The organism is Pseudomonas libanensis (genome assembly GCF_001439685.1).
In the GTDB taxonomy this organism is placed as follows: Bacteria; Pseudomonadota; Gammaproteobacteria; order Pseudomonadales; family Pseudomonadaceae; genus Aquipseudomonas; species Aquipseudomonas libanensis.
On the sequence record NZ_JYLH01000004.1, the window covers coordinates 335470 to 362157 of the forward strand.

Annotated in this window: 26 protein-coding genes; 18 read left to right on the plus strand and 8 right to left on the minus strand. The window is 61.8% G+C overall.

The window, feature by feature from the left end:
- The first annotated feature begins 247 nt into the window (after window positions 1-247).
- The gene (locus TU73_RS08815; protein ID WP_057011867.1) at window positions 248-1813 is read left to right on the plus strand and encodes a methyl-accepting chemotaxis protein; all 1566 of its coding nucleotides are present in this window, start codon (window positions 248-250) and stop codon (window positions 1811-1813) included.
- An 85-nt stretch (window positions 1814-1898) separates the two neighbouring features.
- On the opposite strand, the gene TU73_RS08820 is transcribed toward TU73_RS08815, so the two are convergent.
- On the minus strand, window positions 1899-2591 hold the full coding sequence (locus tag TU73_RS08820; RefSeq protein ID WP_057011868.1) for an alpha/beta family hydrolase: 693 nt from the start codon (window positions 2589-2591) through the stop codon (window positions 1899-1901).
- Between the two features lie 79 nt (window positions 2592-2670).
- On the opposite strand from TU73_RS08820, the gene ccoN (TU73_RS08825) reads away from it, so the two are divergent.
- From ccoN (TU73_RS08825) to hemN, 14 genes are all read left to right on the plus strand, one after another.
- Window positions 2671-4095, plus strand: a complete 1425-nt coding sequence (gene ccoN, locus TU73_RS08825) for a cytochrome-c oxidase, cbb3-type subunit I (RefSeq protein ID WP_057011869.1) — start codon at window positions 2671-2673, stop codon at window positions 4093-4095.
- A gap of 10 nt (window positions 4096-4105) precedes the next feature.
- A complete protein-coding gene (gene ccoO, locus TU73_RS08830; RefSeq protein ID WP_003193159.1) occupies window positions 4106-4714 on the plus strand; it encodes a cytochrome-c oxidase, cbb3-type subunit II in 609 nt (202 codons plus the stop codon).
- A gap of 3 nt (window positions 4715-4717) precedes the next feature.
- Window positions 4718-4918, plus strand: a complete 201-nt coding sequence (locus TU73_RS08835) for a CcoQ/FixQ family Cbb3-type cytochrome c oxidase assembly chaperone (RefSeq protein ID WP_043048991.1) — start codon at window positions 4718-4720, stop codon at window positions 4916-4918.
- A complete protein-coding gene (ccoP, locus tag TU73_RS08840; RefSeq protein WP_057011870.1) occupies window positions 4915-5862 on the plus strand; it encodes a cytochrome-c oxidase, cbb3-type subunit III in 948 nt (315 codons plus the stop codon). Before TU73_RS08835 ends, ccoP (TU73_RS08840) begins: the two co-directional genes overlap by 4 nt.
- Window positions 5863-6217: 355 nt before the next feature.
- A complete protein-coding gene (ccoN, locus tag TU73_RS08845; protein WP_043048995.1) occupies window positions 6218-7660 on the plus strand; it encodes a cytochrome-c oxidase, cbb3-type subunit I in 1443 nt (480 codons plus the stop codon).
- Complete coding sequence (gene ccoO, locus TU73_RS08850) at window positions 7660-8268, plus strand: cytochrome-c oxidase, cbb3-type subunit II (protein WP_003193167.1); 609 nt, start codon at window positions 7660-7662, stop codon at window positions 8266-8268. The genes ccoN (TU73_RS08845) and ccoO (TU73_RS08850) overlap by 1 nt, the downstream gene beginning before the upstream one ends.
- Window positions 8269-8273: 5 nt before the next feature.
- Window positions 8274-8459 (plus strand): CcoQ/FixQ family Cbb3-type cytochrome c oxidase assembly chaperone, encoded by a 186-nt coding sequence (locus tag TU73_RS08855; RefSeq protein WP_003193169.1) that lies wholly within the window; start codon window positions 8274-8276, stop codon window positions 8457-8459.
- Window positions 8456-9433 (plus strand): cytochrome-c oxidase, cbb3-type subunit III, encoded by a 978-nt coding sequence (gene ccoP, locus TU73_RS08860; RefSeq protein WP_057011871.1) that lies wholly within the window; start codon window positions 8456-8458, stop codon window positions 9431-9433. The genes TU73_RS08855 and ccoP (TU73_RS08860) overlap by 4 nt, the downstream gene beginning before the upstream one ends.
- A 583-nt stretch (window positions 9434-10016) precedes the next feature.
- Window positions 10017-11432 (plus strand): cytochrome c oxidase accessory protein CcoG, encoded by a 1416-nt coding sequence (ccoG, locus tag TU73_RS08865; protein WP_057011872.1) that lies wholly within the window; start codon window positions 10017-10019, stop codon window positions 11430-11432.
- Between the two features lie 15 nt (window positions 11433-11447).
- A complete protein-coding gene (locus tag TU73_RS08870; protein WP_057011873.1) occupies window positions 11448-11987 on the plus strand; it encodes a FixH family protein in 540 nt (179 codons plus the stop codon).
- 116 nt (window positions 11988-12103) lie between these two features.
- A complete protein-coding gene (locus tag TU73_RS08875) occupies window positions 12104-14548 on the plus strand; it encodes a heavy metal translocating P-type ATPase (protein WP_057011874.1) in 2445 nt (814 codons plus the stop codon).
- Between the two features lie 22 nt (window positions 14549-14570).
- Window positions 14571-14783: a cbb3-type cytochrome oxidase assembly protein CcoS gene (ccoS, locus tag TU73_RS08880; RefSeq protein ID WP_034119272.1), complete on the plus strand. Its 213-nt coding sequence runs from the start codon at window positions 14571-14573 to the stop codon at window positions 14781-14783.
- Window positions 14776-15459, plus strand: a complete 684-nt coding sequence (locus tag TU73_RS08885; protein ID WP_057011875.1) for a sulfite exporter TauE/SafE family protein — start codon at window positions 14776-14778, stop codon at window positions 15457-15459. The genes ccoS and TU73_RS08885 overlap by 8 nt, the downstream gene beginning before the upstream one ends.
- A 102-nt stretch (window positions 15460-15561) precedes the next feature.
- Window positions 15562-16944: an oxygen-independent coproporphyrinogen III oxidase gene (gene hemN / locus TU73_RS08890; RefSeq protein WP_057011876.1), complete on the plus strand. Its 1383-nt coding sequence runs from the start codon at window positions 15562-15564 to the stop codon at window positions 16942-16944.
- 6 nt (window positions 16945-16950) lie between these two features.
- Here hemN and TU73_RS08895 read toward each other — a convergent pair whose 3' ends face one another.
- Window positions 16951-17412 carry a VCBS domain-containing protein gene (locus tag TU73_RS08895; protein ID WP_057011930.1) on the minus strand — a complete coding sequence of 154 codons (462 nt, stop codon included), beginning with the start codon at window positions 17410-17412 and terminating at the stop codon, window positions 16951-16953.
- 156 nt (window positions 17413-17568) lie between these two features.
- Here TU73_RS08895 and fnr point away from each other — a divergent pair, with 156 nt between their 5' ends.
- Window positions 17569-18303: a fumarate/nitrate reduction transcriptional regulator Fnr gene (gene fnr, locus TU73_RS08900; RefSeq protein WP_057011877.1), complete on the plus strand. Its 735-nt coding sequence runs from the start codon at window positions 17569-17571 to the stop codon at window positions 18301-18303.
- 76 nt (window positions 18304-18379) lie between these two features.
- Window positions 18380-18928: an adenine phosphoribosyltransferase gene (locus tag TU73_RS08905; RefSeq protein ID WP_057011878.1), complete on the plus strand. Its 549-nt coding sequence runs from the start codon at window positions 18380-18382 to the stop codon at window positions 18926-18928.
- Between the two features lie 114 nt (window positions 18929-19042).
- Here TU73_RS08905 and TU73_RS08910 read toward each other — a convergent pair whose 3' ends face one another.
- The 6 genes from TU73_RS08910 to TU73_RS08935 all read right to left on the minus strand — a co-directional run bounded on the left by TU73_RS08910 (window position 19043) and on the right by TU73_RS08935 (window position 25702).
- On the minus strand, window positions 19043-20191 hold the full coding sequence (locus TU73_RS08910; RefSeq protein ID WP_057011879.1) for an acyl-CoA dehydrogenase family protein: 1149 nt from the start codon (window positions 20189-20191) through the stop codon (window positions 19043-19045).
- Window positions 20192-20402: 211 nt separating this feature from the next.
- Window positions 20403-21005 carry a recombination mediator RecR gene (gene recR / locus TU73_RS08915; RefSeq protein ID WP_043047046.1) on the minus strand — a complete coding sequence of 201 codons (603 nt, stop codon included), beginning with the start codon at window positions 21003-21005 and terminating at the stop codon, window positions 20403-20405.
- Window positions 21006-21071: 66 nt separating this feature from the next.
- Window positions 21072-22106 carry an NADP-dependent oxidoreductase gene (locus TU73_RS08920; protein ID WP_057011880.1) on the minus strand — a complete coding sequence of 345 codons (1035 nt, stop codon included), beginning with the start codon at window positions 22104-22106 and terminating at the stop codon, window positions 21072-21074.
- A 139-nt stretch (window positions 22107-22245) separates the two neighbouring features.
- Window positions 22246-22584 carry a YbaB/EbfC family nucleoid-associated protein gene (locus TU73_RS08925; RefSeq protein WP_017527493.1) on the minus strand — a complete coding sequence of 113 codons (339 nt, stop codon included), beginning with the start codon at window positions 22582-22584 and terminating at the stop codon, window positions 22246-22248.
- A gap of 44 nt (window positions 22585-22628) precedes the next feature.
- A complete protein-coding gene (dnaX, locus tag TU73_RS08930) occupies window positions 22629-24683 on the minus strand; it encodes a DNA polymerase III subunit gamma/tau (RefSeq protein WP_057011881.1) in 2055 nt (684 codons plus the stop codon).
- A 77-nt stretch (window positions 24684-24760) separates the two neighbouring features.
- Complete coding sequence (locus TU73_RS08935) at window positions 24761-25702, minus strand: DMT family transporter (RefSeq protein ID WP_057011882.1); 942 nt, start codon at window positions 25700-25702, stop codon at window positions 24761-24763.
- Between the two features lie 102 nt (window positions 25703-25804).
- Here TU73_RS08935 and TU73_RS08940 point away from each other — a divergent pair, with 102 nt between their 5' ends.
- Window positions 25805-26668: a LysR family transcriptional regulator gene (locus TU73_RS08940; RefSeq protein WP_057011883.1), complete on the plus strand. Its 864-nt coding sequence runs from the start codon at window positions 25805-25807 to the stop codon at window positions 26666-26668.
- Window positions 26669-26688: the final 20 nt, after the last annotated feature.

Below are 26688 nucleotides of genomic sequence, written 5' to 3' on the forward strand. Positions count from 1 at the left end.
TACGGCCTTTTTGCGTGGAGGAGTTTTCATGCCGCCGAACCAGGCCGCTCGCTGTAATGCCGCCCAGTTTTGTTGGGCGCGGCGATTGCCACGCACTATGGCTTGAATCCGCTTCACTTCGGGCTGTTCACGTATCCGATGCTGGCCGGCTGAGCGTTAACCCGCTCGTCCGGATTGTTGCAAAAATAAGTTAAATAAATGCCCGCCATGGCCGATAACCCCTGAAAGCCTTGCGGATTGAACAATCATGCGTAATAACCAACCCGTTACCCAGCGCGAACGTACCTTCCCCGCTCAGCAACGGTTGATCTCCACCACAGATGCCAAGGGTGTCATTACCTACTGCAACGACGCGTTTGTCGAAATCAGTGGGTTCACCCGCGACGAACTGACCCGGGCCCCGCACAACCTGGTGCGTCACCCGGATGTGCCGTCGGCGGTGTTCGCGCACATGTGGTCAACGCTCAAACAAGGCTTGCCATGGATGGGCATTGTCAAGAATCGCTGCAAGACCGGTGACCACTACTGGGTTAACGCCTACGTGACACCGGTCTTCGACGGCAACCAGGTGGTCGGCTACGAATCGGTGCGCATCAAGCCCACCGCCGAGCAGATCCGCCGGGCCGAAGCGCTCTATCAACGTATCAACCAAGGCAAGTCGGCCATTCCCCAGCGGGACAAGTGGCTGCCGGTGCTGCAGGACTGGCTGCCGTTTATCCTGGTCAGCCAATTAAGCTTCATGATCGGCGCCACCCTGACGTCCCAATGGGGCTTCGCCTTGGCGGCGGCGCTGTCGGTGCCGTTGGGCCTGCTGGGCCTGAGCTGGCAGCAGCGCGGCCTCAAGCGTTTGCTGCGCCTGGCCGAGCAGACCACCTCCGACCCGTTGATCGCGCAGATGTACACCGACAGCCGTGGCGCCCAGGCGCGCCTGGAGATGTCGATCCTCAGCCAGGAAGCGCGTCTGAAGACCTGCCTTACACGCTTGCAGGACACCGCCGAACACCTCAACGATCAGGCGGCACGCTCCAACACCCTGGCGCACAACAGTTCCAGCGGCCTGGAACGCCAGCGTGTGGAGACCGAACAGGTCGCCACTGCGGTCAACCAGATGGCCGCGACCACCCAGGAAGTTGCCAGCCACGTGCAGCGCACCGCCGATGCCACCCAGGAGGCCAACCGCCTGACCGGTCGCGGTCGCGATATCGCCGGGGAAACCCGCGAAGCGATCCAGCGGCTGTCGGTGGCCGTGGGCGAGACCGGCGTGACCGTCACCCAATTGGCCAAGGACAGCGATGAAATCGGCGGCGTGGTCGATGTGATCAAAGGCATCGCCGACCAGACCAACCTGCTGGCCCTCAACGCCGCCATCGAAGCGGCGCGTGCCGGTGAGATGGGCCGTGGCTTTGCAGTCGTGGCTGACGAAGTGCGCCAGTTGGCCCAGCGGACTGCGGAGTCCACCGGACAGATCCATACCCTGATCGCCAAGCTGCAACACACCGCGGCTGCGGCCGTGCAAACCATGGACGCCGGGCATCGCCAGGCTGAAGAAGGTGTGGCGCGGGTGATGGAAGCGGACCAGGCGTTGGTGGGTATCAGCGAAGCGGTGGCGAATATCACCGACATGACCACCCAGATTGCTGCGGCTACCGAAGAGCAAAGCGCGGTTGCCGAAGAGATCAGCCGTAACATCAGCACCATTGCGCTGTTGGCGGACCAGACGTCGGAGCAGGCGATGAACTCGGCGCAACTGAGTGAAGAGCTGACGCATACCGCCAATACCCAGTATTCGCTGGTAGAGCGTTTTAACCGGTAGACCGCTATCGCAGGCAAGCCAGCTCCCACATTTTGAATGTATTCACAATTCAAAATGTGGGAGCTGGCTTGCCTGCGATAAAGCCCTAACAGGCGCCGAGAAACTCAGCCACCTGCCCCGCCGCAGCCTCCAGATGCTGCTCATGGCTGAACCCCGAAGCCTTCAGCGGCTTCAAGTCATGATCCCCCGCCGTCAACCACATCACCTCGATGCTCTCTGACAAGTCATAACCCTCCACCGCCGCTCGATTGCCCAGCGCATCACGCTCGCCCTGCACAATCAACGTTGGCGTCTTCAACCCGGCCAAGTGCTCCACACGGGGTTTCTCTGGCTTGCCCGCCGCATAGAACGGATAACCCAGGCACACCAAGCCATCGGTCCCCAACTCGTCGGCGACTAAACTCGCCATGCGCCCGCCCATGGACTTGCCGCCAATCGCCAGCTTCCCAGCGACATGACGTCGCACCTCGCCATACACCTCGCGCCAGCACTCCAGCAGTTTCGGCGCCGGGTTCGGCGGGCGCTTGCCACCCTCTACACGGCGCTGGGCCATGTACGGGAACTCGAAGCGCAACACGCTCACGCCATGCCCGGCAAGGCGTGCAGCCATGTCGTTCATGAATGCCGAGTCCATCGGTGCGCCGGCGCCGTGGGCCAGGATCAGCGTGACCGGCCCACCCGACGTCGTGCCCGTGGCGACATCCCACAACCAGCCATGTTCCCGTACACACTGCGCCCATTGATCCCCGTCAATACTGGCCTTGTGCTCTTTGCCCATGCTTGCCTCGCTTTTTAGTCTGCCTATAACTCCAGCCCAAGTGCCGCATCTGCTTGGGTTGAACCGTGGATGGGGAACCATGAACACTACTTTAAGTACCGCCTATAACTACAAGGTGGTCCGCCAATTCGCCATTATGACGGTGGTGTGGGGCATCGTCGGCATGGGGCTCGGGGTTTTTCTCGCCGCCCAATTGGTTTGGCCTGCGCTCAATTTCGATTTACCTTGGACCAGCTTTGGAAGACTGCGCCCGTTGCACACCAACGCGGTGATCTTTGCCTTTGGGGGCTGCGCGCTGTTTGCCAGCTCGTTCTACTCGGTGCAGCGCACCTGCCAGACCCAGCTGTTCGCGCCGAAACTGGCGGCGTTCTGCTTCTGGGGCTGGCAGCTGGTGATCCTGCTGGCCGCGATCAGCTTGCCGCTGGGCTACACCAGTTCCAAGGAATACGCCGAGCTGGAATGGCCGATCGACATCCTCATCACCATCGTCTGGGTCGCCTACGCCATTGTGTTCTTCGGCACCGTGGCCAAGCGCAACACCAAGCATATCTATGTGGGTAACTGGTTCTTCGGCGGGTTTATCCTCACCGTGGCGATCCTGCACATCGTCAACAACCTGGAAATCCCGGTCAGCCTGACCAAGTCCTACTCGCTGTACGGCGGGGCGACGGATGCCATGGTGCAGTGGTGGTATGGGCATAACGCTGTGGGCTTTTTCCTCACCGCGGGCTTCCTGGGGATGATGTACTACTTCGTGCCCAAGCAGGCCGAACGTCCGGTGTATTCCTATCGTTTGTCCATCGTGCACTTCTGGGCGCTGATCACCCTGTACATCTGGGCAGGCCCCCACCACTTGCACTACACCGCGCTGCCGGATTGGGCGCAGTCCCTGGGCATGGTGATGTCGCTGGTGCTGCTGGCCCCGAGCTGGGGCGGCATGATCAACGGCATGATGACCCTCTCGGGCGCCTGGCATAAGCTGCGCAGCGACCCGATCCTGCGCTTTCTGGTGGTGTCCCTGGCGTTCTACGGCATGTCGACCTTTGAAGGCCCGATGATGGCGATCAAGACCGTCAACGCCCTCTCCCACTACACCGACTGGACCATCGGCCACGTACACGCCGGTGCACTGGGCTGGGTAGCGATGATCTCCATCGGCGCGCTGTACCACATGATCCCGAAAGTCTTCGGTCGCGAGCAGATGTACAGCCTCGGCCTGATCAACGCGCACTTCTGGCTGGCCACCATCGGCACCGTGCTCTACATCGCCTCGATGTGGGTCAACGGCATCGCCCAGGGCCTGATGTGGCGTGCAGTCAACGAAGACGGCACCTTGACCTACTCCTTCGTCGAAACCCTGGTGGCCAGCCACCCAGGCTTCATCGTGCGGCTGGTGGGCGGTGCGATCTTCCTCACCGGCATGTTGCTGATGGCTTACAACACGTGGCGCACCGTGCGTTCGGCGCAACCTGCCGAAGTCAGCGCCGCAGCGCAGATGGCCTGAGGAGTCGATGATGAAACACGAAACGATTGAAAAGAACGTCGGCCTGCTGATGCTGCTGATGGTGCTCGCCGTGAGCATCGGCGGCCTGACCCAGATCGTCCCGCTGTTCTTCCAGGACGTGACCAACAAACCGGTGGAAGGCATGAAGCCCTACACCGCCTTGCAACTGGAAGGCCGCGACATCTACATCCGCGAAGGCTGCGTGCAGTGCCACTCGCAGATGATCCGCCCGTTCCGCGCCGAGACCGAACGCTACGGTCACTACTCGGTGGCAGGCGAAAGCGTGTGGGACCACCCGTTCCTGTGGGGCTCCAAGCGCACCGGGCCGGACCTGGCCCGCGTCGGCGCGCGCTACTCGGACGACTGGCACCGCGCGCACTTGTACAACCCGCGCAACGTGGTACCGGAGTCGAAGATGCCGGCCTATCCGTGGCTGGTCACCGCCGCAGTGGACAGCAGCCATACCGAGACCAAGTTGAAAGTGATGCGCACCCTCGGCGTGCCCTATACCGACGACGACATCAATGGCGCGGTCGCCAGCCTCAAGGGCAAGACCGAGATGGACGCGCTGGTTTCCTACCTGCAAGTGCTCGGCACTGCCATCAAGAGCAAGAGGTGAGCCATGGGATTTGAATTCGATGCAGGCACCATCCGCGGCCTAGGCACGCTGGTGGTCGCCATCGCCTTTATCGGCCTGTCGCTGTGGGTGTTCAGCCCACGGCGCAAATCCGAGTTTGACGATGCGACCATGCTGCCGTTTGCCGATGAACCCTCTCCAACCGACGCTCAAGCAGAGCCAGCAACAAGGAGCACTCGGCCATGACCACCTTCTGGAGTACATGGATCTGCGTACTGACCCTCGGCAGCCTGATCGGCCTGACCTGGCTCTTGGTCGGCACCCGCAAGGGCGAAACCAAGGGCAGCGTCGACCAGACCATGGGCCACGCCTTCGACGGCATCGAGGAATACGACAACCCGCTGCCCCAGTGGTGGTTCATGCTGTTCGCCGGCACCCTGGTGTTTGCCGTCGGCTACCTGATCCTCTACCCGGGCCTGGGCAACTGGAAAGGCGTGCTGCCGGGTTATGAGGACGGCTGGACCCAGACCAAGGAATGGGACAAGGAGATGGCCAAGGCCGACGCCAAGTTCGGGCCGATCTTCGCCAAATTCGCGGCGATGCCCGTGGAAGAAGTCGCCAAGGACCCGCAAGCGTTGAAGATGGGCGGTCGTCTGTTCGCCTCCAACTGCGCGGTGTGCCACGGCTCGGATGCCAAGGGCGCCTATGGCTTCCCCAACCTGGCGGACAGTAACTGGCGCTGGGGCGGTTCGGCCGAAGCGATCAAGGCCACCATCATGAACGGGCGCCACGCGGCGATGCCGGCCTGGGGTGAAGTGCTGGGTGAGGACGGCGTGAAGAACGTCGCTGCCTATGTGCGTCACGACCTGGCCAAGCTGCCCTTGCCAGCGGACAACACCGCTGACCTGGCCGCCGGCCAAGCCGCATTCAGCACCACCTGCGTGGCTTGCCATGGCCCACAAGGCCACGGCGTGGAAGCCATGGGCGCGCCCAACCTGACCGAGCCTGCCGGCTTTATCTACGGCACCAGCCTGGCGCAGTTGCAACAGACCATTCGCCATGGTCGCCAGGGCCAGATGCCGGCCCAGGAAGTGCTGCAGGGTAATGACAAGGTGCATCTGCTGGCGGCGTACGTGTACAGCCTGTCCCACAGCGCTGATGGTGCAACGCCAGACAGCCAACCTCAGTAAGCGCTCTATCTGTGGCGAGGGAGCAAGCTCTCTCTCGTCACATGTCCAAGTCGCGACCAAGTGTCGCACCCTCGCAACACCCAACTTTCCCCCCCTCATATTCGGGTCTACGCTTGTCCCCACAGTGGGCCAATCCTGGCGTACGCGACGGTATCCGTTGCGCCCCCTAAAATTCCTGTCCACTTGATCAGCTTTATATTTCGGATTTAATCCTTACACCAAACATGGAAAGGGCGCAGAATCTGGCGTGGAACGCATTGATACAGGTCAGTCATTGCGTTGCAATGGCCCCTCGCTTTCTACATACTTGCGGCCGATTTTACCTATAAAAAAACCTAAACCGTGGAACCTTAGAATGAGCACAGCAATCAGTCCGACTGCTTATAACTATAAGGTAGTCCGCCAGTTCGCCATCATGACGGTGGTCTGGGGGATCCTTGGCATGGGGCTCGGGGTGTTCATCGCCTCGCAACTGGTTTGGCCGCAATTGAATTTCGACCTGCCATGGACGACCTTCGGTCGCCTGCGCCCGCTGCACACCAACCTGGTGATCTTTGCCTTCGGTGGATGTGCGTTGTTTGCCACTTCCTACTATGTCGTGCAGCGTACCTGCCAGACCCGCCTGATCTCCGACAGCCTGGCCGCCTTCACCTTCTGGGGCTGGCAGGCGGTCATCGTCGGCGCCATCATCAGCCTGCCCCTGGGTTACACCACCACCAAGGAATACGCCGAGCTGGAATGGCCGATTGCGATTTTGCTCGCGATTGTCTGGGTGACCTACGCAGTGGTGTTCTTCGGCACCATCGTCAAGCGCAAGACCAAGCACATCTACGTGGGCAACTGGTTCTACGGGGCATTCATCCTGGTCACGGCGATGCTGCACATCGTCAACCACGCGTCCCTGCCGGTCAGCCTGTTCAAGTCCTACTCGGCGTACTCGGGTGCGACGGATGCGATGATCCAATGGTGGTACGGCCACAACGCCGTAGGCTTCTTCCTCACCACCGGCTTCCTCGGCATGATGTACTACTTCGTACCGAAACAGGCCGAGCGCCCGATCTACTCCTATCGCCTGTCCATCGTGCACTTCTGGGCGCTGATCACCCTGTATATCTGGGCCGGTCCTCACCACCTGCACTACACCGCCTTGCCGGATTGGGCACAGTCCCTGGGCATGGCGATGTCGATCATCCTGCTGGCCCCAAGCTGGGGCGGCATGATCAACGGCATGATGACCCTGTCGGGCGCCTGGCATAAGCTGCGCACCGACCCGATCCTGCGTTTCCTGGTGGTGTCCCTGGCGTTCTACGGCATGTCGACCTTCGAAGGGCCGATGATGGCCATCAAGACCGTCAACTCGCTGTCCCACTACACCGACTGGACCATCGGCCACGTACACGCCGGGGCACTGGGCTGGGTGGCGATGATCTCCATCGGCGCGCTGTACCACATGATCCCCAAACTGTTCGGCCGCGTGCAGATGCACAGCGTCGGGCTGATCAATGCGCACTTCTGGCTGGCCACCATCGGTACCGTGCTTTACATCGCCTCGATGTGGGTCAACGGCATCACCCAGGGCCTGATGTGGCGTGCGATCAACGATGACGGCACCCTCACCTACTCGTTCGTCGAAGCGCTGCAGGCCAGCCACCCGGGCTTTATCGTGCGAGCCCTGGGCGGAGCGTTCTTTGCCAGCGGCATGCTGCTGATGGCCTACAACGTCTGGCGCACCGTGCGTGCCTCTGACCCTGTAGAAGCCGAAGCCGCCGCCAAGATCGCCGTTGTGGGAGCCCACTGATGAAGCATGAAGTAGTCGAGAAGAATATCGGCCTGCTGGCCTTCTTCATGGTCATCGCCGTGAGCATTGGCGGCCTGACCCAGATTGTGCCGCTGTTTTTCCAGGACGTAACCAACAAGCCGGTCGAAGGCATGAAGCCGCGCACCGCCCTTGAACTGGAAGGCCGCGACGTCTACATCGCCAACGGCTGCGTGGGTTGTCACTCGCAGATGATCCGCCCGTTCCGTGCCGAAACCGAGCGCTACGGCCACTACTCGGTAGCAGGCGAAAGCGTGTGGGACCACCCGTTCCTGTGGGGCTCCAAGCGCACAGGCCCGGACCTGGCCCGTGTCGGCGGGCGTTACTCCGATGACTGGCAGCGTGCGCACCTGTACAACCCGCGCAACGTGGTGCCTGAGTCGAAAATGCCGGCGTACCCGTTCCTCGTGGAAAACAAGCTCGACGGCAAGGACACCGCGAAGAAAATGGAAGTCTTGCGCACCCTGGGCGTGCCCTACACCGACGAAGACATCGCCGGTGCAGCGGCCGCCGTGAAGGGCAAGACCGAAATGGACGCACTGGTGGCCTACCTGCAAGGCCTTGGCACTATCATCAAAAGCAAACGGTGACCTGCATGGATATCGGGATGATTCGTGGCCTGGGCACCGTTGTGGTGATGGTGGCCTTTATCGGCCTGGCGTTGTGGGTGTTCAGCCCACGGCGCAAGTCGGAGTTTGACGACGCGACCATGCTGCCCTTCGCGGATGACCCCGAAGCCATCAAGCACGTCGAGCAAGCGTCTAGGAGTAACAAAGAATGACTACGTTCTGGAGTCTGTACGTCACAGTCCTGAGCCTGGGTACCATCTTCGCCCTGACCTGGCTGCTGCTGTCGACCCGCAAGGGCCAGCGCACCGAGCAAACAGACGAGACCGTCGGCCACTCGTTCGACGGCATCGAGGAATACGACAACCCGCTGCCCAAATGGTGGTTCATGCTGTTCGTCGGCACCATCGTCTTTGCCCTTGGTTACTTGGTGCTGTACCCGGGCCTGGGCAACTGGAAGGGCCTGCTGCCGGGCTACAACTACCTCGACAACGACAAGCAAACCTCCTTCGCCAACGGCCAGACCGGCTGGACCGGCGTGCATGAGTGGGAAAAGGAAATGGCCAGGTCGGACGCCAAGTTCGGGCCGATCTTCGCCAAATTTGCCTCGATGCCCATTGAAGAAGTCGCCAAGGACCCGCAAGCCTTGAAAATGGGCGGCCGCCTGTTCGCCTCCAACTGCTCGGTGTGCCACGGCTCCGACGCCAAGGGCGCCTACGGCTTCCCCAACCTGACCGACGCCGATTGGCGCTGGGGCGGCGAGCCGGAGACGATCAAGCAGACCATCATGCAGGGCCGCCACGCGGTGATGCCAGGCTGGGCCGAAGTCATCGGCGAGCAAGGCGTGGCGGACGTCGCGGGCTTTGTGGTGACCAACCTTGACGGCCGCAAGCTACCGGAAGGCGCCAAGGCCGACGTGGCCAACGGCGAGAAACTCTTCGCCGCCAACTGCGTGGCCTGCCACGGCCCGGCCGGTAAAGGCACGCCAGCCATGGGCGCGCCCGACCTGACCCACCCGGGTGCGTTCATCTACGGTTCAAGTTTCGCGCAACTGCAGCAGACCATCCGTTATGGCCGCCAGGGCCAGATGCCGGCGCAGGAGCAGTTGCAGGGCAATGACAAAGTGCACTTGCTTGCGGCGTATGTGTATAGCTTGTCTCATGGGGATAAGAAGGCTGAGGAGCAGTAAGACCTCTGAAACAATGGAGCCCCGCGCAGCGAATGCTGGCGGGGCTTTTTGTTTATTGCTCTGAAACACAGCAGGCATTAAGTTTGAGCGCTGACGCTTACAGTCGGGCTGATGCATGAACGAAGACAACATCGACTTTCTCCCTGGGCGCACAACCATTATTACGAGGGCACAGTTCGATGATTGAGTCATTTAAACGGCCACAGTTCTAAAAACGCCGGGATTCCAATGGGGGGCTTGCTCGCTAATACGGAGTACCGGCTACGATTTTCATTACTGGAGACATCGCATTCGCGAGCAAGCCCGCTCCCACATCTGGACTGCCTTGTTCAAAAAAACCGGGTCTCTCAAGTGAACGCCTTTCGGACCTGCCCGTCCACCACAGCGACAAAAACCGTCCATACTTGCCAAGTCAATTGATCCAGGTCACGTACACCATCAATTGATTTCCCCCAACGCGACCAAAGGTCGCACCCTTTGCGCACCATCGGGGGCGTATCATTAGGCCACTGCAACACCCTTAATTTGACCCCGGCTGGCACGTACTGGCCGAGGCAAATCTCCACCGCCGTGGGATGCAATGATGAGCAACCAGATACCGGTACATGACGTTACCCCGCCTGCCAAAAACGCGACCAACAGCGTCGACCTCTACGCTTCGCGTGAGAAGATCTACACCCGCGCCTTCACTGGCTTGTTCCGCAACCTGCGCATGCTTGGCGGTGCCGGTCTGTTCCTGCTCTACTTCGGCACCGTGTGGCTGAACTGGGGCGGTCACCAGGCCGTGTGGTGGAACCTGCCGGAGCGCAAGTTCTTCATTTTCGGCGCGACGTTCTGGCCCCAGGATTTCATTCTGCTCTCGGGCATCCTGATCGTTGCGGCCTTCGGGCTGTTCTTTATCACCGTGTACGCCGGGCGTGTGTGGTGTGGCTACACCTGCCCCCAAAGCGTGTGGACCTGGATCTTCATGTGGTGCGAAAAGGTCACCGAAGGCGACCGCAACCAGCGCATCAAGCTCGACAAGGCGCCCATGAGCGCCAACAAGTTCCTGCGCAAGTTCAGCAAGCACAGCCTGTGGCTGCTGATCGGCTTTGCCACCGGCATCACCTTTGTCGGCTACTTCTCGCCGATCCGCGAACTGGTGTTTGATTTCTTCACCGGCCAGGCCGATGGCTGGTCGTATTTCTGGGTGGGTTTCTTCACCCTCGCCACCTACGGCAACGCCGGCTGGCTGCGCGAACAGGTGTGCATCTACATGTGTCCCTATGCGCGCTTCCAGAGCGTGATGTTCGACAAGGACACCTTGATCGTGTCCTATGACCCGCGCCGTGGTGAAGTGCGTGGCCCGCGTAAAAAGGGTACCGACTACAAGGCCCAGGGCCTGGGCGATTGCATCGACTGCACGATGTGCGTGCAGGTCTGCCCTACCGGTATCGATATCCGCGACGGGCTGCAGATCGAGTGCATCGGCTGCGCCGCCTGCATCGATGCGTGCGACAACATCATGGACAAGATGGAGTACCCACGCGGCCTGATCAGCTACACCACCGAACACAACCTGTCGGGACAGAAAACCCATAAGCTGCGCCCGCGCCTGATCGGTTACGCCCTGGTGTTGCTGGCGATGATCAGCCTGTTGGTAGCCGCCTTCTTCATGCGCTCGCTGGTGGGTTTCGACGTCAGCAAAGACCGCGTGCTGTACCGCGAGAACGCCGAAGGGCGCATCGAAAACGTCTACAGCCTGAAGATCATGAACAAGGACCAGCGCGACCACACCTACGTGCTCGACGCCGCCGGCCTGCCGGACCTCAAGCTGCAAGGCCGACGCGAAATCAAAGTGGCGGCCGGCGATATCGTCAGCATGCCGGTTGAGCTGTCGAGTGCGCCGGAGCAGTTGCCGTCGAGCACCAACGAGGTGACGTTCATCCTCAAGGACGCCGATGACACCAGCGTTCATATTGAAGCCAAGAGCCGATTCATCGGCCCACAAGTCCGTTAACAGGGAATAGAACCAATGTCCTCAGCCACTGCCGCAAGCCCTTGGTACAAGCACCTCTGGCCCTGGATCATCATTGCGATCCTGGCCTGCTCGGTGACCCTGACCTTGTCCATGGTGACCATCGCGGTGAACAACCCGGACAACCTGGTCAACGACAACTACTACGAGGCCGGCAAAGGCATTAACCGCTCCCTGGACCGCGAACGCCTGGCCCAGACCCTGCAATTGCGCGCCAGGCTGCACCTGGATGAGCTGACCGGCGAAGTCGAGCTGCAGCTGACCGGCAACAGCGGCCCGGCGACCCTGGAACTGAACCTGATTTCCCCAACCCAGCCGGAGAAGGATCGCAAGATCGTCCTGGCCCGCAGTGACACTGGGCAGGGCCGCTATATCGGCCAGGTCACCGACAAGGTCGAAGGCCGGCGCTTCGTGGAATTGCTCGGCGTGGAAGGTGACCAGACCTGGCGGATGTTCGAAGAAGAAGAGGTCAGCCATGACAAGGACTTGCTGCTGGGTGACGAGCCGTTGCAGGGCGCCGAAGATCTGAAGCCGTAAAAAAAGCCGCGCTACGCGCATCGCGGGCAAGCCCGCTCCCACAGGAGAACGCAATCGAATGTGGGAGCCGGGCTTGCCCGCGATGAGGCCCTCCCAGCCACCAAAGACCTTGAACCATGACCACCCCCTGCTACCACTGCGCCCTGCCCGTCCCCGCCGGCAGCCGGTTTACCGCCCAGATCCTCGGCGAGCGCCGCGAACTCTGCTGCCCGGGCTGCCAGGCGGTCGCCGAGGCCATCGTTGCCGGTGGGCTCGAAAGCTATTACCAGCACCGCAGCGAAGCCTCGGCCAACCCCGAGGCGCTGCCCGTGCAGTTGGTGGACGAACTGGCGCTGTACGACCGCGCCGATGTGCAAAAACCCTTTGTGCGCCATGAAGGCGACCTTGCCGAAGCCACCCTGTTGATGGAAGGCATCAGCTGCGCGGCCTGCGGCTGGCTGATCGAGAAACACCTGCGCAGCCTGCCCGCCGTGGCCGAGGCCCGGCTGAACCTGTCCAACCACCGCCTGCAGGTACGCTGGGCCGATGGGCAGTTACCGTTGAGCCAACTGCTCAGCGAACTGCGTCATATCGGCTACGCCGCCCACCCTTACCACGCCGACCGCGCCGCCGAGCAATTGGCCAGCGAGAACCGCCTGGCCCTGCGCCAACTGGGAGTCGCCGGCTTACTGTGGTTCCAGGCGATGATGGCAACCATGGCCACCTGGCCGGAATTCAATATCGACCTGAGCCCGGAGCTGCATGTGATCCTGCGCTGGGTCGCGATGTTTCTGACCACGCCCATTGTGTTCTACAGCTGCGCACCCTTCTTCAAGGGCGCCCTGCGCGACTTGCGCACGCACCACCTGACCATGGACGTGTCAGTGTCCCTGGCGATTGGCGGCGCGTACGTGGCGGGCATCTGGACGGCGATCACCGGTGTGGGCGAATTGTATTTCGATGCGGTGGGCATGTTTGCGCTGTTCTTGTTGGCCGGCCGCTACCTTGAGCGCCGCGCCCGCGAGCGCACCGCAGCGGCCACCGCTCAGTTGGTCAACCTGTTGCCTGCCTCCTGCCTGCGCCTGAAAAATGATGGCCAGAGCGAACGCATCCTGCTCAGTGAGTTGGCGCTGGGTGATCGCGTGCTGGTGCACCCCGGCGCGGTTTTGCCGGCGGATGGGGTGATCCTCGACGGCCAATCCAGCATCGATGAATCCCTGCTGACCGGCGAGTACCTGCCGCAGCCCCGGGGGATCGGTGACAGCGTCACCGCCGGCACCCTGAATGTCGAAGGCGCGCTGAGCGTCGAAGTGCGCGCCCTGGGCCATGACACACGATTGTCCGCCATCGTGCGCCTGCTGGAGCGCGCCCAGGCCGAGAAGCCTCGCCTGGCGCAGATCGCCGACCGCGCCGCGCAGTGGTTCCTGCTGTGCTCGTTGATCGCCGCCGCGCTGATCGGCCTGCTGTGGTGGGAGCTGGACCCATCCCGGGCGTTCTGGATTGTATTGGCGATGCTGGTGGCGACCTGCCCATGCGCGCTGTCCCTGGCCACGCCGACCGCCCTCACTGCTGCCACCGGCACCTTACACACCCTTGGGTTGCTATTGACTCGTGGCCATGTGCTTGAGGGCCTGAACCAGATCGATACGGTGATTTTCGACAAGACCGGCACCCTCACCGAAGGGCGCCTGGCGTTGCGCGCCATCCGGCCCCTGGGCGCACTGGACAGCGACCAATGCCTGAGCCTCGCCGCCGCCCTGGAGAACCGCTCGGAACACCCGATTGCCCGCGCCTTTGGGCGTGCGCCGCTGGCCGCCGACGAAGTGCTCAGTTCCCCCGGCCTCGGCCTGGAAGGTCGCGTGGGTGAGCGGCACTTGCGTATCGGCCAGCCGGCGTTTGTCTGTGCGCTCAGTGGTTGCGCGATGCCGGCGGCACCGGATGAAGCCGGGCAATGGCTGCTGCTGGGCGATCGCAACGGCGCACTCGCCTGGTTCGTGCTGGACGACCGTCTGCGCAGCGATGCACCGGCCTTGCTGGCCGCCTGCAAGGCGCGCGGCTGGCGTACGCTGTTGCTCTCGGGGGACAGTTCGCCGATGGTCGCCAGCGTCGCCCTTGAGCTGGGCATCGACGAAGCTCACGGTGGCCTGCGCCCTGACGACAAGCTGCGCGTGCTGCAAAACCTGCACAAGGAAGGCCGTAAGGTGCTGATGTTGGGCGATGGTGTCAACGATGTGCCGGTACTGGCCGCCGCCGATATCAGCGTAGCCATGGGCTCGGCCACGGACTTGGCGAAAACCAGCGCCGACGCGGTGCTGTTGTCCAACCGCCTCGATGCCTTGGTGCAAGCCTTCAGCCTGGCGCGACGCACTCGCCGGGTAATCATTGAGAACCTGCTGTGGGCCGGGCTGTACAATGGTCTCATGTTGCCATTTGCCGCCCTGGGCTGGATCACCCCGATCTGGGCGGCGATCGGCATGTCCCTCAGCTCATTGACCGTGGTGCTCAACGCCTTGCGCCTGACTCGCCTGCCGAGCGCGCCAGCCACCGGCACCACCTTGATAACCCGCCCACTGCCGGCCTGAGCCGCGTGGGCATGGAGTGCAGATGCCAGCTCTATACGTGATGATTCCGGCGGCGCTGCTGTTAGTGGGTGTGGCGATCTACATCTTCTTCTGGGCCGTGGACAGCGGCCAGTACGAGGATCTGGATGGCCCGGCCCACAGCGTGTTGTTCGACGACCAGGACCCGAATCACCTGGCCGCCATCGACGAAGCCAACGGCCCCGAGCAACCGCCTAAAGCCCCGCCCCATGCTTGAGCTGGCGCCCCTGCTGGTCTCGGCGCTGATCCTTGGCCTGCTTGGCGGCGGCCATTGCCTGGGCATGTGCGGCGGGCTGATGGGCGCGCTGACCCTGGCGATCCCCAAGGCGCAACGCAGCCGCCGCTTTCATCTGCTGCTGGCGTACAACCTGGGGCGCATCCTCAGCTATGCAACGGCGGGGTTACTGATTGGCCTGGCTGGCTGGGCGGTGGCCAACAGCCCGGCGGCGATGTTCATGCGCGTGCTCGCCGGGCTGCTGCTGATCTGCATGGGCCTGTACCTGGCCGGCTGGTGGAGCGGCCTGACCCGTATCGAAAGCCTCGGGCGCGGCCTGTGGCGGCATATACAGCCTGTTGCCAACCGCCTGCTGCCGGTGTCCAGCCTGCCTCGCGCCTTGCTGCTGGGCGCGTTGTGGGGCTGGTTGCCGTGCGGGTTGGTCTACAGCACCCTGCTCTGGGCGGCGAGCCAGGGCAATGCGCTGGACAGTGCATTGCTGATGCTGGCCTTCGGGCTGGGCACCTGGCCGGTGCTGCTCGCCACCGGGCTGGCGGCCGAACGCGTAACCGCGTTATTGCGCAAGCGCAGCGTGCGTGTCGCCGGGGGCGTGCTGGTAATGATCTTCGGTATCTGGACGCTGCCGGGCCCCCATCAGCACTGGCTAATGGGGCATTAAAAGCCATGTGGCATAGCGCCGCTCCCCGTTGATGCAAATCAAGATGCCTGCCCGGCCCTGCCCCTAGACTCGGCTCACTAGCCATTCCCGGGGACCACCCGCATGCTCGACGCCATTCGTTGGGACACAGATCTGATTCACCGCTACGACCTGGCGGGGCCGCGCTACACGTCCTACCCCACCGCCGTACAATTTGACAGCCAGGTCGGCACCTTCGACCTGCTCCACGCGCTGCGTGACAGCCGCAAGGCCGTGCGGCCATTGTCGCTATATGTGCACGTGCCGTTTTGCGCCAACATTTGCTACTACTGCGCCTGCAACAAGGTCATCACCAAGGACCGCGGCCGCGCCCAGGCCTACCTGCAACGCCTGGAGCAGGAAATCCAGCTGGTGGCCTGTCACCTCGACCCCAAGCAAACTGTTGAGCAGCTGCATCTGGGCGGCGGTACGCCCACTTTTCTCAGCCACGACGAACTTCGCCAGGTGATGGCCTGCCTGCGCCAGCACTTCAATTTGCTGGATGATGATTCAGGCGACTACGGTATCGAAATCGATCCACGCGAAGCTGACTGGGCCACCATGGGCCTGTTGCGCGAGCTGGGCTTCAACCGCGTGAGCATCGGCCTGCAAGACCTCGATCCCGACGTACAACGGGCGGTCAACCGCCTGCAAAGCCTGGAAGAAACCCGCGCGGTGATCGATGCGGCACGCACCCTGCAATTTCGCTCGATCAATATCGATCTGATCTACGGCTTGCCCAAGCAGTCGCCGCTGAATTTTGCGCGCACCGTGGAGGAAGTCATCCGCTTGCAGCCGGACCGCCTGTCCGTATTCAACTACGCGCACCTGCCGGAACGCTTCATGCCGCAACGGCGGATCAACACCGACGACCTGCCCTCGCCGGCTGAGAAACTGCTGATGCTGCAAACCACCATCGAACAATTGACCCAGGCTGGCTACCGCTATATCGGCATGGACCACTTTGCCTTGCCAGATGACGAATTGGCCATTGCACAGGAAGAAGGCAGGCTGCAGCGTAACTTCCAGGGCTACACCACCCACGGGCACTGCGATCTGATTGGGCTTGGAGTGTCGGCGATCAGCCAGATTGGCGACCTGTACTGTCAGAACAACAGTGATCTGAACCAGTACCAGAAGGCCTTGGCGGGCGCGCAACTGGCGACCAGCCGTGGCCTGGTCTGTACCACGGACGATCGTCTGCGCCGGGAAGTGATCCAGCAGTTGATCTGCAATTTCAGCCTGGCATTCGAGGAAATCGAACAGAGGTACAACATCGATTTTCGCGGCTATTTCGCCGAACTATGGCCGCAACTGGAGACCATGGCTGCCGATGGCTTGATCGAACTGGATGCCCTGGGCATCCGTGTACTGCCTGCGGGGCGCTTGTTGGTGCGCTCGGTGTGCATGGTGTTCGATGCCTATCTGGAGCACCAGAACAGGCAGCGATTTTCGCGGGTCATCTAAAGGCCCTTACTTCATTGCCAGGCTGGCCGCTTTGACCGCGTCACCGGCACTCATCTCTTTCATCGCCTTGGTGAGAGACGCCTGGGCGCTGGTCAAGCTTGCCTGCAGCCCACTCAATGCCGATTGCAGGCCGGAAAGTCGGGCGCGAGCCTGTTCCGGACTGAGGCTCTTGTCGGCCATCACCGCCGCCATCTCAGCCTGCTTCTCGGCAATTTGCTTCTTGATCTCGCGAATCATCTTGAGCAGATTCTTGACGTTGTCCGCCAAGCCACTGTCGTCGATATCACTGTTTGAGGTTTTCTCAGCGGCCGCAGCTTTCATCGCAGCACCTGAAATGGTCACTGAAACGGCGGGCTTGGCTGCATCAGTCGTCGGGACCGCGGCAACATCGGATTCAGTAGCCTTCTTGGTTTCGGGCAGCGCCTGAATCTGAGTTCGCGAAGCGAGTTGAGTACTGAGAGATAACATGGTTTGAACCACCCGCATTCATATTCGATGGCAGTACTATCGGCCGCTTCGGGCAAATCTTTATATTCCGTCAGGTTTTTTGTACACGCTGGCCTCCGTGCCCCCCAGTGCGTTACCCTTACGTCTTATGTGTGTTTTCCCACAAGGATTTAAGAAATGTCTGAGCCAGCCAAACTGCGTGCTCACAGCCAGGTTCACTGCAAGGATTGCAGCCTGGCTCCCCTCTGCCTGCCACTTTCGTTGAATCTGGAAGACATGGATGCGCTGGACGACATCGTGAAACGCGGGCGCCCGCTGAAAAAAGGCGACTTTCTGTTTCGCCAGGGCGACAAATTCGATTCGGTCTATGCAGTACGTTCGGGCGCATTGAAGACATTCAGCCTCAGCGATGGAGGCGAAGAACAAATCACCGGTTTCCACTTGCCCAGCGAATTGGTCGGGCTGTCGGGGATGGACACCGAGGTTCACCCGGTGTCGGCCCAAGCGCTGGAGACCACTTCGGTGTGCGAAATCCCTTTCGAACGCCTGGATGAATTGGCCCTGCAGTTGCCGCAGTTGCGTCGCCAGTTGATGCGCGTGATGAGCCGTGAGATTCGTGACGACCAGCAAATGATGCTGCTGCTGTCGAAGAAAACCGCCGACGAGCGCATCGCGACATTCCTGGTCAACCTGTCGGCGCGCTTCCGCGCCCGTGGTTTCTCGGCCAACCAATTCCGTCTGAGCATGTCGCGCAATGAAATCGGCAATTACCTGGGGCTGGCCGTAGAGACCGTGTCCCGCGTGTTTACCCGCTTCCAGCAGAACCAGCTGATTGCCGCCGAGGGCAAGGAAGTGCATATCCTTGATCCGATCCAGCTGTGCGCACTGGCCGGTGGTTCACTGGAGGTCTGATCCAGACTGCGGCCGCGCCAATCGGCAAGGCCGCAGGTATACTTCGAGTCCGTTTTCCGCCCAGGACTCTGCGACGATGACTTTCGATTCGTTCGACATCAAATCCCTGATTCGCCCCGTCATCGACTTCCCCAAGCCTGGGGTTATCTTTCGTGACATCACTCCACTGTTCCAGTCGCCCCGCGCCCTGCGCCTGGTCGCCGACAGCTTTGCCCAGCGTTACGTCGAGGCCGACTTCAGCCATATCGGCGCGATGGATGCGCGGGGCTTCCTGATCGGTTCGATCATCGCCTACCAGCTCAACAAGCCACTGATCCTGTTTCGCAAGCAGGGCAAGCTGCCAGCGGACGTGCTGGCCGAGGGTTACCAGACCGAATACGGCGAAGCCTTCCTGGAAGTGCACGCCGACAGCCTGTGCGAAGGAGATTCGGTGCTGATGTTTGATGACCTGATCGCCACCGGAGGTACCTTGATCGCGGCGGCTAATCTGGTGCGGCGCATGGGCGCGAAGATCTTTGAAGCCGCGGCGATTATTGATTTGCCGGAGCTGGGTGGCTCGCAGCGGTTGGAAGACATGGGAATACCGACGTTTTGCCTGACGCAGTTCGGGTTGACTGAAAGATAGTCTTTGTCAGGACTGACCCCATCGGGGGCAAGCCCCCTCCCACCTTTGTTCTGTGAACGCAGTCAAATGTGGGAGGGGGCTTGCCCCCGATGAGGCCCTCAAGACCAACACAGATCACAACCCCATCTGCTTGCTGATGATTTCATTCATCACTTCACGCGTCCCGCCACCAATCGACAAAATCCGGTTATCGCGATAAAGCCGCTCCACCAGGCTGCCACGCATATACCCCTGCCCCCCCAGTATCTGCACCGCGTCATACGTCACTCGATCAGCGGTATCGGTGGCCAGGTTCTTGGCCATGGAAATCTCTTTGATCACGCTCTTGCCAGCGGCCATTTTCGCGGCCTGGCGATAGGTGAACTCGCGGGAAACCTCCACGGCGGTAGCCATTTCCGCCAGGCGATGCTTGAGCACCTGGAATTTGCCGATAGGTTTGCCGAATGCCTCGCGCTGGGCGGCCCACTTGAGGCTCTCCTCCAGGGCCAGTTGCGCGGTCATGTTGGCCATCAGCGCCAAGGCCAGGCGCTCGCTCTGGAAATTGCCCATGATGCAGGCAAAGCCCATGTTCTCGACGCCGATAAGATTGCCCACCGGCACGCGGCAATCGTCGAAGAACAACTCGGCGGTGTCCGATGCCCACCAGCCCATCTTTTTCAGCGGCTGGCCGACAGTGAACCCGGGCGTGTCTTTCTCAATCATCAGCAGGCTGATGCCGCCAAAGCCCGGCCCGCCCGTGCGCACGGCTACGGTGTAGAAGTCAGCGCGAATGCCGCTGGTGATAAAGGTCTTGGCGCCGCTTACACGGTAATGCTCGCCTTCACGTACGGCGCGGGTTTGCAGGTTGGCTACATCTGAGCCGCCGCTGGGCTCGGTCACCGCCAGGGCGATGATCTTTTCGCCGGCCAGCACCCGAGGCGCTATGCGCTCACGCACGTCGGGCCTGGCCCATTTGACGATGGGCGGCAGGCCGATATCCAGGGAGCCAAGCCCCGCAACCACACCACCGGAACCGCAGCGCATCAGTTCTTCGCTGGCGGCGACCTTGGCAAACAGATCGCCTTCGTGGCTACCTCCAAGAGCTTCGGGATAGCCGATCCCGAGGATGCCCGCCGCACCGGCCTTGCGATAGAGCCCACGGGGAAAGCTGCCGGCTTCCTCCCATTGCTCGACGCCGGGCAACACCTCGCGCTCGACAAAACGGCGCACGCTGTCGCGGACCAACTGGTGGCTGGGATCGAAGTATTCCTGATAGGCAGACATCGGCAAGCTCCATGGCGGGATGGAGCGAACTTACCAAGCGCTTGCTTGGTTATCAAGCCGAATACATTTTTAACCGTCACACAAAACCAATGTGGGAGCCGGGCTTGCCCGCGATGCCAGCGCCTCGGTCTTTCAGTTACACCGTGGTGATGCTATCGCAGCGATGCGGCGACCCGACAAGCCAGCTCCCACATTGGGACTGCAGTGGGTTTTAAAGCGCGATCGGCTTTCGGCCTGCGAACGAGTGCGCCAGGGTGCCGCCGTCCACCAATTCCAACTCGCCACCCAACGGTACGCCATGGGCGATTCGTGAAGTAATCAAACCTTTATTGGTCAGCAACTGGGCAATGTAATGCGCCGTGGCTTCACCTTCCACGGTCGGGTTGGTCGCCAGGATCACTTCGGTAAAGGTGCCCTGCGCTTCAATTCGTGCGACCAGTTGCGGAATACCGATAGCCTCCGGCCCCAGCCCGTCCAGCGGCGACAGGTGGCCCTTGAGCACAAAATAACGACCGCGGTAACCGGTCTGCTCAACGGCATACACATCCATCGGCCCTTCCACCACGCACAGCAAGGTGTCGTCGCGGCGTGGGTCGGCGCATTGCGGGCAGAGCTCTTCTTCGGTGAGGGTGCGGCACTGACGGCAGTGGCCCACGCCTTCCATGGCCTGACTCAGGGCCTGGGCCAGGCGGGTGCCGCCGCTGCGATCACGCTCCAGCAGTTGCAGGGCCATGCGCTGGGCAGTTTTCTGGCCGACACCGGGCAGCGTGCGCAAGGCGTCGATCAGTTGGCGAATCAGGGGGCTGAAGCTCATGGGCGAAGGGTCCGACAAAACAACGAGACGCGGTTTATACCCGCGCCCCGGATTAGCGTCAAATACTCAATCCTGCGCGACGCGCACCACCAACTTGCCGAAGTTGCGTCCCTCGAGCAAGCCGATAAAGGCTTCGGGCGCCTGCTCCAGGCCATCGACCACGTCCTCGCGGAACTTGATCTTGCCATCGCGCACCCACGGCGCCATGGCGCTGAGGAACTCCGGCTGGCGGTCGCCATAGTCGTCGAACACGATAAAACCCTGGATACGCACCCGCTTGGTCAGCAAGGTACGCTGCAGTGCCGGCAGGCGATCAGGGCCGCTGGGCGCTTCGTGGGCGTTATAACCGGCAATCAACCCGCACAGCGGCACGCGTGCCTTGGGGTTGAGCAGCGGCAGCACTGCATCGAAGACTTTACCGCCGACGTTTTCGAAGTAGATGTCTACACCCTTGAAACACGCCATGGCCAGTTCGTTGGCAAAGTCCGCGCTCTTGTGGTCGATACAGGCATCAAAGCCCAGCTCATCCACGACATAGCGGCACTTGTCCGCACCACCGGCGATGCCCACCACACGCAAGCCCTTGAGCTTGGCCACCTGGCCCACCACCGAGCCCACCGCGCCGGACGCAGCGGCCACCACCAGGGTTTCCCCGGCCTTGGGCTGGCCGATGTCCATCAGGCCCATGTAGGCGGTCATGCCCGGCATGCCCAGCACACCCAACGCCATCGACGGACTCGCCAGGCCCTTGGGCACTGGCATGAGGTTGCTCCCATCGCAAATGCAGTGGCTCTGCCAGCCGGTGGAACCCACCACCAGGTCGCCTACCTCAAATTTCGGGTGACGTGATTGCTCGACACGGCTGACAGCACCGCCGGTCATTACCTCGTCGATTTCTACGGGTGCGGCGTAGGACGGTGCGTCGCTCATGCGCCCACGCATATAGGGGTCCAGCGACAGATACAGCGTCTTCAACAACACCTGGCCGTCTGCCAGCTCCGGCAGGCTCACACGTTCCAGGCGAAAGTTCTCCGGCGTGGGTGCGCCTTGAGGGCGTGAGACCAAGACGATGCGTTGGTTGAGCGTCATTTCTTGAGGCATCAGCGGGGCTCCTGTTATCGATGAGAATTCAACGGTATAGGGTGCAGACCCTGGGTAACGGGTTGGGGTTCGATGTTTCGTCGGCCCAAAAAAAATGCCAGGCGCAATGCCCGGCATTTGAGTCTAGCCAAAGTGTGTATCAGAACGGCAGCTTCATGCCCGGCGGCAATTGCATGCCAGCGGTCACGCCGGACATTTTGTCCTGGCTGTTGGCTTCGATCTTGCGCACGGCGTCGTTGACGGCTGCGGCGAACAAGTCTTCGAGCACTTCGCGGTCGTCGTCGCTGACGCCTTCCAGCAGGCTCGGGTCGATGCTCACGCGCTTGATGTCGTGACGACCGGTCATCACTACGCTGACCATATCGCCACCGGCTTTACCGGTGACTTCGGCGTTGGCCAGTTCTTCCTGCATCTTGGCCATCTTTTCCTGCATCTGCTGCGCCTGCTTCATCAGGCCGGCCATGCCACCTTTCATCATGGGAATCACCTCAAAAGTACGTGGATCAAGTTAGTAGCCCGGAGTCATGACGCCTGGGACACCGGGGCTTCGACAGGTTCAATAGTATCGTGACGGACGACCGCACCGAACTGTTGCATCATTTGTTGGATCAGCGGATCAGCGTGGATCGAATCCTCGGCCTCGCGTTGACGGTTAAGGCGCCGACGGGTTGCCGCCTGGGCCGGGGTTTCCTGCTCGGGCTTGATCAGCTCGATGGCGATAGTCAGCGTGCGCCCATGGTACTGGTTGAGCGCATCGTTGAGCCGACGCTGCTGGGTGGCATTGAACAAGGCGCTATGGGCCGGGTCCAGGTGCAACAGCCAGTGGTCGCCCTCAATGGAAATCAGGGTGCAGTTGGCGGCGATACTGCCGGTCATGCCGGAGATCGGCAATTTCGGAAACAATTCCAGCCATTGCAGGGCCAGGCCGGTGGCCGGGGCCGCAGCCGGTTCTGCCTCGGGCTCGGGCGCCGGCTCGGCGGTGTGCTCGCTGGCCAATTCGTCCAGGTAGCTGTAGGCCGAGTCCATGTCCGGCTCGATGTAGTCTTCATCCAGCGGCGGTTCGTCGTCCAGGTCAATGCCTGGGGTTGCAGCCTCAACCTGGGCGACGGTCGGCTCGGGAACCGGCGCCGGCACCCATTCTGGGGCATCCGGCACCACGCTGTCAGGGGTCTGCGCCGGCATCGGCGTCAGCTCGGGTTGCTCGCCGGTGGTTTCCAGCACGGGCTCCACGGCCGGTTGTTGCTCAGGCTCTGGCTCGGCTTCGACCGGGTCATTCCAGGGCAGGTCGACCACAGGCTCTGGCTCGACAACCGGCGCAGGTTCAACCACAGGCGCTGCTGCAACCGGCACAGGTTCAGGCGTCGGCGCAACCGGTACGGGCGCAGCGACTACTGGCGCAACAGCTGCCGCGCCAGCCACTGGTTTGGCGGAATCAACTGTGGCCTGGCTGATCCCCACTGGCTTTAGCGGCTGTCTCGGCGCGTCTGCCGAATCCGCCGGCCGGAACGCCAGCATGCGCAGCAGCACCATTTCAAAGCCACCGCGCGGGTCCGGCGCCAGGGGCAGGTCCCGGCGGCCAATCAGGCCCATCTGGTAGTAGAACTGCACATCCTCGGCCGGCAGGGCCTGGGCCAGGGCCAACACGCGATCGCGGTCGCCATGGCCGTTGTCGACGCCTTCCGGCAGGGCCTGGGCAATGGCGACGCGGTGCAGCACATTGAGGATCTCCGAGAGCACGCCGTTCCAATCCGGGCCTTGCTCCGAGAGATGGCGCACCGCTTCGAGCAGCGCCTTGGCGTCGCCTTCGATCAGCGCATGAAGCACATCGAACACCTGGCCGTGGTCCAGGGTGCCGAGCATGGCGCGCACATCGGCAGCCATGACCTTGCCTTCGCCGAACGCGATGGCCTGGTCGGTGAGGCTCATGGCGTCACGCATCGAACCGTCGGCGGCGCGGCCCAGCAACCACAGCGCGTCGTCTTCGAACGGTACGTTCTCGACGCCCAGCACATGGGTCAAATGCTCGACCACGCGCTCGGGGGTCATGTTTTTCAGGGAGAACTGCAGGCACCGCGACAAAATCGTTGCAGGAAGTTTCTGCGGGTCGGTGGTGGCCAGGATGAACTTAACGTAGGGCGGCGGCTCTTCCAGGGTTTTCAACAGGGCGTTGAAAGAGTGGCTGGACAGCATGTGCACTTCGTCGATCAGGTAGACCTTGAAGCGGCCACGGCTCGGCGCGTACTGCACGTTGTCGAGCAGCTCGCGGGTGTCTTCGACCTTGGTGCGGCTCGCGGCGTCGATCTCGATCAGGTCGACAAAACGCCCCTCGTCGATCTCGCGGCATACCGAACAGGTGCCGCAAGGCGTTGAAGTGATACCGGTTTCACAATTCAGGCACTTGGCGATGATGCGTGCAATCGTGGTCTTGCCCACTCCGCGGGTACCGGTGAACAGGTAGGCGTGGTGCAGCCGTTGGCTGTCCAAGGCATTGATCAGAGCCTTGAGCACATGGGTCTGGCCGACCATTTCGCGGAACGAGCGCGGGCGCCATTTACGTGCAAGAACCTGATAACTCATCGAAAACCGTCGCAACTGGGAAGCGGAAGCCGGTAATGCTAGCGGAGCAAGGGGGAAATTGCATCCGGCACGCTCGTCTAATCTGACGAAGCTTGCCTGATTGGCCCCACAGCGGGCTTTTGCGCACGCCCTGCATGAACGCTTGAACGCCAGTGGCCCTCCAGACTGATAGCGGCCACGCTGGCCAGTACGATCACCGCGCCCAGCATCACCTGCAGGGCCACATGCTCGCCGAGCAGCGTCGCGGCCATCAGCATGGCCACCGGTGGGATCAGGTACATCGCCACCGAAGCACGGCTGACCTCGACATGCTTCAACACATACCCCCAGGCCAGGTATGCCAAGGCGCTGGGGAAGATGCCCAGCACCAGCACCGCGAGGTTCTCCGGTAACGGTGCCTGTAGGATGGCGGCGGGCAGGCCTGGCAGGTTCACGCAGAGCATCAAGGTGCCGGACCACACCATGTAGCACGCCAGGGTCAACGGACTGTAGCGATGGGCGTAATGCCGCGCGATGGCGAAATACACACTCCACGAGCACGCCGCCAGCAGGATGAGCAAGCCCCGGGGGTCGATGTCGCCCACGCCGTGGTCGCCCCAGATCACCACCAGCACGCCGGCCAGGCCCAATAGCACACAGCCCCAACGCCAAACGCTGACGCGCTCCTTCAAGCAGAAAAACGCGATCAACACACTGAACAGCGGTGCTGACTGTGCCAACACACTGGACGCCGCCGCCGTCACCCATTGCTGCCCGTGGTTGAGGCTGGTGTGGTGCAGGAACACCCCGAAAAAACCCAGCACCAACAACCACGGCAGGTCGCGCACATGGGGCCGGCCAATGCCCACCCAGCAGGCCACGCCCGCCATGAATACCGAGGCAATCAAAAATCGTAGCAACGCCAGTTGGCCCGGACTGTAGCTATGCAGCCCCATGTGCACGCCGATGGGCGAATAGGCCCAACAGAGGATGACGCCGGCAATGACTAGCGTAAGCTTTAGAGGTGATGGGGTATTCATCGACGGCATCCACACATTGAGAAGGCATGCCGTCAGTCTTGGCCCAGGCCGGGCCTAGGACAATTAAGTGTTTCTGACTTCTGAAATCACGGGAACTGAGCAATGGAACTGGCCCAACTGAAAATGGTGCGCGCCGTGGCACAAACCGGCAGCGTGGCCCAGGCTGCCCTGCAGTTGCACTGTGTGCCGTCCAACATCACCACGCGCATCAAGCAGCTGGAAAACGAGTTGGGCACGCCGCTGTTTATCCGCGCCGGCCGCGGGTTGGCGATCAGTGCTGCGGGTGAGATTTTCCTGGATTACTGCGAACGCATCCTGGCGCTGGTGGATGAGTCCAAACGTGCGGTGGATGCCAACGCCATTCCCCGTGGCACCTTGCGCATCGGTGCGGTGGAATCCAGCGCCAGCGGTCGCCTGCCACCGCTGCTGGCGGAATATCACCGACGCTACCCCGAGGTCAGCCTGGAACTGGTCACCGGCGCCTGGGCGCAATTGCTGGACGACCTGCAACACCATCGCCTGGACGTAGCGCTGGTTGCCGCCGGTGGCAACCGTACAAAGCTGGAGCGGAGCGTGGTCTACAGCGAGCGCCTGGTGTTGATCGCCAGCACCTCCAGTGCGCCTATCAACAGCGCCGAGGACCTGGCCGGCCGTACGCTGTTGGTATGGCCGCCAGGCTGCCCCTATCGCGCCGCCCTGGAAAACTGGCTCAAGCCCCATGACTTCAAGCCGGCGATTGCCAGCTACGCCAGTTGGGGCACGATCATCGGCTGCGTCAGCGCGGGGATTGGCGTGGCATTGGCGCCCGAGGGCATTCTGGCGCGCTATGAACAGGCCAATCAGCTGGCGTCCTATCGGTTTGACGAACTGGCGGCAGTAGACAATCTGCTGTTTTGGCACAAGGACACCCAGCGGCATCTGGCCCGGGATGCATTTGCCGGGTTACTGCGCGAGACCTTCGGCTGACACATTCCTAAATGCGGGAG